The sequence below is a fragment of the Psychrobacillus sp. genome, assembly GCF_056205495.1.
This window is the reverse complement of sequence record NZ_JBAEAP010000106.1, coordinates 1-4697: the sequence shown is the minus strand read 5'-3', so window position 1 is coordinate 4697 and position 4697 is coordinate 1. Positions and strand designations below refer to the sequence as shown.

Below are 4697 nucleotides of genomic sequence, written 5' to 3'. Positions count from 1 at the left end.
CAGTTGACTTGTACCTGCCGAAAGACTTGTTGTACCCTCATACAATTTGTTAGAACCATCAGCACCAGAAGCAAATCCATTAGAAATATCACCAAATCGAGCAAATAATGTTTTGGTGTAGGTTTCCGTAATTTTGTTTCCTAGCTGTTCACGAATTTTTTCTGTAGCACTTTTCGTGACCTGTGAGGCCATGAAGTTTAGTCCTTCATTTTGTGTATAAATTATTTCTGCTACCTGTGGATTAGCATCTAGCACAGTTGTTACCTTGCTAGAAAAGTCCTCTGGAATCTCAATAGTCATATAATACTTCTGACTCTTGAGTCCTTTTTCGGCTTCCTCCTTCGATACAAAATCCCATCCTAAAGCTGGATTTTGCTTCAAATCTGCCACTAAATCATTCCCCACGTTTATTGGGGCTCCCCCTGATTCAGCACCTGCATCATTATTAACAAACGCTACAGGTAAATTATCTAGATTGTCATACGGATCCCATGTAGCAGATAACAACACTGCTGCATAGACAATTGGAATTAGCAAAACTCCAATGAGTGAAAATAATACCCCTTTTTTCTCTGTCAGCTTGGATAATTCCACGCCCAACAATTTGAACGCACCCATACATAACCCCCTATTTTAAATTAAAAAAATGTAGAAACAAAAATGAATACTCATTCATTTTTATTCCTACATTAATTATATTTTAAATTTTTAGATTTTTCATTATTTTTGTTAAATAGTAATATTAGACAAAAATTATCAAAATTTCACTGTTCAACAATATATTGGTCCAAAGCACGACTTACACCCTCTACAAAATTACTCCCAGCTCCCCAATCAAAACGCATAAATGCTCCTGCTCCACCACCAGAGGCTACTGCATGAACCTTGGTAAATTCCTCTAAATTGTCTAATGTGATAGTTAAAGATGCTCTATTACTTGTTCGATAATAGAATTTTTCTATTACACAAACAACTATCTCTTGGTCTCCTACAGAGCGCTTATAAACGTCTAACACCTTACCAGATATAGATCCTGTGACAATTGATTGTTCTATTACCCTTAATGCCTCAATAGGTGTAATATCTACATAAAATTCTCGCACGTCTTTCATAATAACCGCCCCCTTTCTAACTTCTACGGTTCTGAAGTTAAAAAGTTCCATGTCACAAGGCATTATTACGTAAGTAATAATTGGTACAACGCAAGAATGCTTAAACGATTTTACCTTATGCTATACGCTCTTTTGTAAACTGTAGTGCATGCTAGCACATCTGATGCATTTCCCAATTGATTTTTAGAATGGCCACCCAAGTCTCAATAAATACATGCGATAAATTTGTAAATCCTTAATTTTGTATATTATTAATAATGCCTGATAAATTACACATAATAATTTCATACAATCAATTATTTGGTTTTTTCTTTACGAGCTTGACTTCATAATTTTTTTTTATCAATTATTTTAAGTCTTCCACGATAATTTCTTTTTAAACTTATATAAAAATATAGGTTGGTCCACCAAATATTCCTACTGCAATACCTGTAGGCTGTTCACCGTTTCAGCAAACTCTTTCTATTTATTGATAGTTACGTCGCTGCCTTATTTGTTTTATCGCGTAAAAAAGCGGCATCCACGCGGATACCGCTTTACAAGGGACGAACTTAACGTTGAGGGGGTTAAGTCGTAAAAAATACTCAGCTGTACTTTGGAGAAAAGTTGCTGGTAAGAACCTTCTCTATTGAGTAAGCTCTATACGATAATGATAATCATTTTCAATTAGTATGTCAACCATTTTTATAAATGTAATTTTTTACTTACCCAGTTTAAGTATATACTTACTAATTGTTTTGGCAGTCGATTAATGGGGTGAAAGCTTTCGCCAGAAAAGAAATCGAAGTTACACACCTTTGCTTAGAGGATTGTAGTTGTACTCCCTTCAAACCGCTTTCTAATAACTTTATTGTAAAACTAAAATGCATATTCCTTTTAGCTTCGGGAATAGCTAATAACAATCCCAAAAAAAAGGAGTGAGAAAGAATGGATCGAAAAATAGACAAACAAGTGGAAGTAGCATTAGAAAGCTTCAGTACAGATGAAAAAAATGAAATCCTAAAAAGCTTTACTACATTTAAGGATTATCTAGCTGACAAAGTTAAAATGGGTGAGAAAATGGGTCTAAGTGATGAGACCCTTGCAAAAGCAACCGAGAAAGTCGCAGGTTATCTTGCAGCGCACGAAGAACCTAGAAACCGTGAAGAACATCTATTGCAGCAATTATGGAAAACTGCTGACAAAGATCAACAACACGCTCTTAGTCAAATGCTTTTAAAACTTACGAAACATGAAGGATAAACGAGAAGAGGCAGATGGTCGTTTATTAGACAATCCCGATAGGGTAAAGACGACTAAAGTCAGTCTGTTCGATATGCATGAGGATATGCAAACTGTTGATGCCATCTCTGTTGAGGACTTGAATATTCAAGTTCAAGATGAAAGAGATCATACCCACACGAAAAACCGTTCTTCTAGTGAAGAACGATTTCCTCCTAGATGACGTTTCTCCATAGCTATAAAAAAGAATGCTCCTTTCCCCTTGGAGCATTCTTTTTTTATTAAAGAGGAGTAGCCCTAATCAATTTAGCTTGTACCAAACGACGTCTAATAATCACTCCTAGTAATGCGGCAACTATTGATTTTACTAAATCGGGAATAAGAAAAATTAACATTCCACCTTTAAAGGCACCTTCCCATGAAATACCTGTAACTATTTTTAACCAAACCATACCGATCGATAGGATAATTAATACACTCAGCATATTAGCTCCAATAGCAACAAATTTGTTATGACCAAACATGTCTAACAGAAAGCTTATACATACCACAGCTGGTAGCGTAGCTAAAATATATCCTCCTGTTGGACCAAGTAATATGCCTGGTCCACCCGTCATGCCAGCAAAAACAGGTATGCCACCTAGTCCAAGTAATATATAGATGATAATAGCAAGACACGCATATTCCTTCGGTAAAATAGTAGCCGTTAACATAACAGCAATCGTTAAGAGTGAAAATGGTACAGGTGGTATAGCGATCATTATCTGAGCAGCTACGGCAATAATGCCAGCAAACATAGCAGCAGTAATCATCATTTTCAAACGTTCATTTCTCATAATTTCTTCCCCTTTTTATTTGTGTTAACCACTTATAAATATAGGTTAACACAAAGGTAGATAAAAGAGAATAAAATAAAAAAAGAAACCGAAGGATGAATTTTCGGTTTCATATAATATTTGAAGCAAGTCTGTCTAGCAATGCCTACAACCAACGACTCACTGCATTTTCTACTGATTCTAATCGTACTGTACTCTTTTGCATAGGAGGCGGACATGACTTGTTATAGGCCATGATTTTTTCATTTACTTTAGTAATTCGAAAATGGAGTCCTTCTTTAAGACCATGTGTATAGTTAGACGCTATATCCTGTAACTCATCACGAATTTCATGCTGTAGCTTAAGCCAGTGTGGTTTGTACCCAGCATCCTTGGCTATCTTTTGAAAGTGCTGAAAAATGTCTCCTGAGAAATATTCATCCGAAATCGGTTGACCCATTCCCTTTATATGATCCATGCCTCCAGACTTTTCATAGTTCCTAAGAATATCACCCATTAAATCGTTAACCGGTGGTGTATAATCGTCCTTATCCATCATCAAACCTCATTTCATAGAGATATGTGGTGCTTTTTCAGACAAAATTCTTAAAAATTTCTGCTGTTCGCTAGGTGAGATAATTACACTTCCAAGCACTGCTTTTTTATAATGAATTTCTAACGCATCCTTAGAAGATAGAATTCGATAACCAGCTAAAATTTGAGATGTTTTATTGACTTTCGTTATATCCTCATAAGGAATTTTACTTTTAAAAGGACCTCCTTTAATAAATAAGTACTTCTCCCTAAAAGAATACTCAATATCAAAGGTTATCCACAAAATAAATCCAACACACATGATAAATAAAATACTGATAATAACCACTGCTTTTACATCTACATCATCTGAAAAGATTTCATATAAGGCAGGTACAAGAGTAGCAAGTGCTATTATAAAAATTGCTACCCCTATAAAATAAGCAAAGGTTTTATCAATTTTAGATTTAAAGGTCATTCCATCTCCTCCTAGACAGATTTCGTGGCTGTATCCTTAATCCCTTCCCTATGTGCGTATATATTCTTTAAAATAGCTTTAATAACTGCATAGGTTGGAACCCCTAAAATGATTCCCATTAACCCTGCAATATTTCCAGCCGCTAAAATGATTGTAATAACGGTTAGTGGATGAATATCCAATGATTTCCCCATCACATTTGGAGTAATGAAGTTACTTTCAATTTGCTGAGCTACAAGCATTATAATCGCTACGTAGATAGCTAATTTAGGCTCTTGAATTAAAGCAATTATAACTGCAGGAACTAGGGATATATATGGCCCTAGGAATGGAATAACATTCATAATCATCCCAAATAGCGCTAGTAGTAAGGCATATTCAAGACCAATTGCTGTATATCCGATGAATAACATTACTCCCACTAAAAAACTCACGAATAATTGTCCTTGAACGTATGAGCGAAGAGTATCATCTATATCAGATAAGGTTTTACGTATAAACTTAAGTCGGATCGTAGCCATGTCGTTCTGTGAGCCA

General features: G+C 35.4%; 8 protein-coding genes. 2 read left to right on the top strand and 6 right to left on the bottom strand.

The genetic code is table 11. The features are described 5' to 3' along the window. A partial coding sequence (locus AC06OU_RS03270) for a YhgE/Pip domain-containing protein (protein ID WP_475853952.1) occupies positions 1-618 on the bottom strand: 618 nt, incomplete at its 3' end. Positions 619-764: 146 nt separating this feature from the next. Continuing rightward, positions 765-1112, bottom strand: coding sequence for a DUF6054 family protein (locus AC06OU_RS03265; RefSeq protein WP_340886402.1), 348 nt, complete (start codon positions 1110-1112; stop codon positions 765-767). Positions 1113-2039: 927 nt separating this feature from the next. On the opposite strand from AC06OU_RS03265, the gene AC06OU_RS03260 reads away from it, so the two are divergent. After that, the gene (locus AC06OU_RS03260) at positions 2040-2354 is read left to right on the top strand and encodes a DUF3243 family protein (protein WP_475853951.1); all 315 of its coding nucleotides are present in this window, start codon (positions 2040-2042) and stop codon (positions 2352-2354) included. After that, positions 2344-2556, top strand: a complete 213-nt coding sequence (locus AC06OU_RS03255; protein WP_169359254.1) for a hypothetical protein — start codon at positions 2344-2346, stop codon at positions 2554-2556. The genes AC06OU_RS03260 and AC06OU_RS03255 overlap by 11 nt, the downstream gene beginning before the upstream one ends. 58 nt (positions 2557-2614) lie before the next feature. Here AC06OU_RS03255 and AC06OU_RS03250 read toward each other — a convergent pair whose 3' ends face one another. The 4 genes from AC06OU_RS03250 to AC06OU_RS03235 all read right to left on the bottom strand — a co-directional run. After that, positions 2615-3169 carry a biotin transporter BioY gene (locus AC06OU_RS03250; protein ID WP_475853949.1) on the bottom strand — a complete coding sequence of 185 codons (555 nt, stop codon included), beginning with the start codon at positions 3167-3169 and terminating at the stop codon, positions 2615-2617. A gap of 145 nt (positions 3170-3314) precedes the next feature. Beyond that, positions 3315-3704, bottom strand: a complete 390-nt coding sequence (locus AC06OU_RS03245; protein WP_475853947.1) for a DnaJ family domain-containing protein — start codon at positions 3702-3704, stop codon at positions 3315-3317. A gap of 9 nt (positions 3705-3713) precedes the next feature. Then, positions 3714-4160, bottom strand: coding sequence for a PH domain-containing protein (locus tag AC06OU_RS03240; protein WP_340886393.1), 447 nt, complete (start codon positions 4158-4160; stop codon positions 3714-3716). 11 nt (positions 4161-4171) lie between these two features. Next, on the bottom strand, positions 4172-4697 hold a 526-nt coding region (locus AC06OU_RS03235), incomplete at its 5' end, for an AI-2E family transporter (protein WP_475853943.1).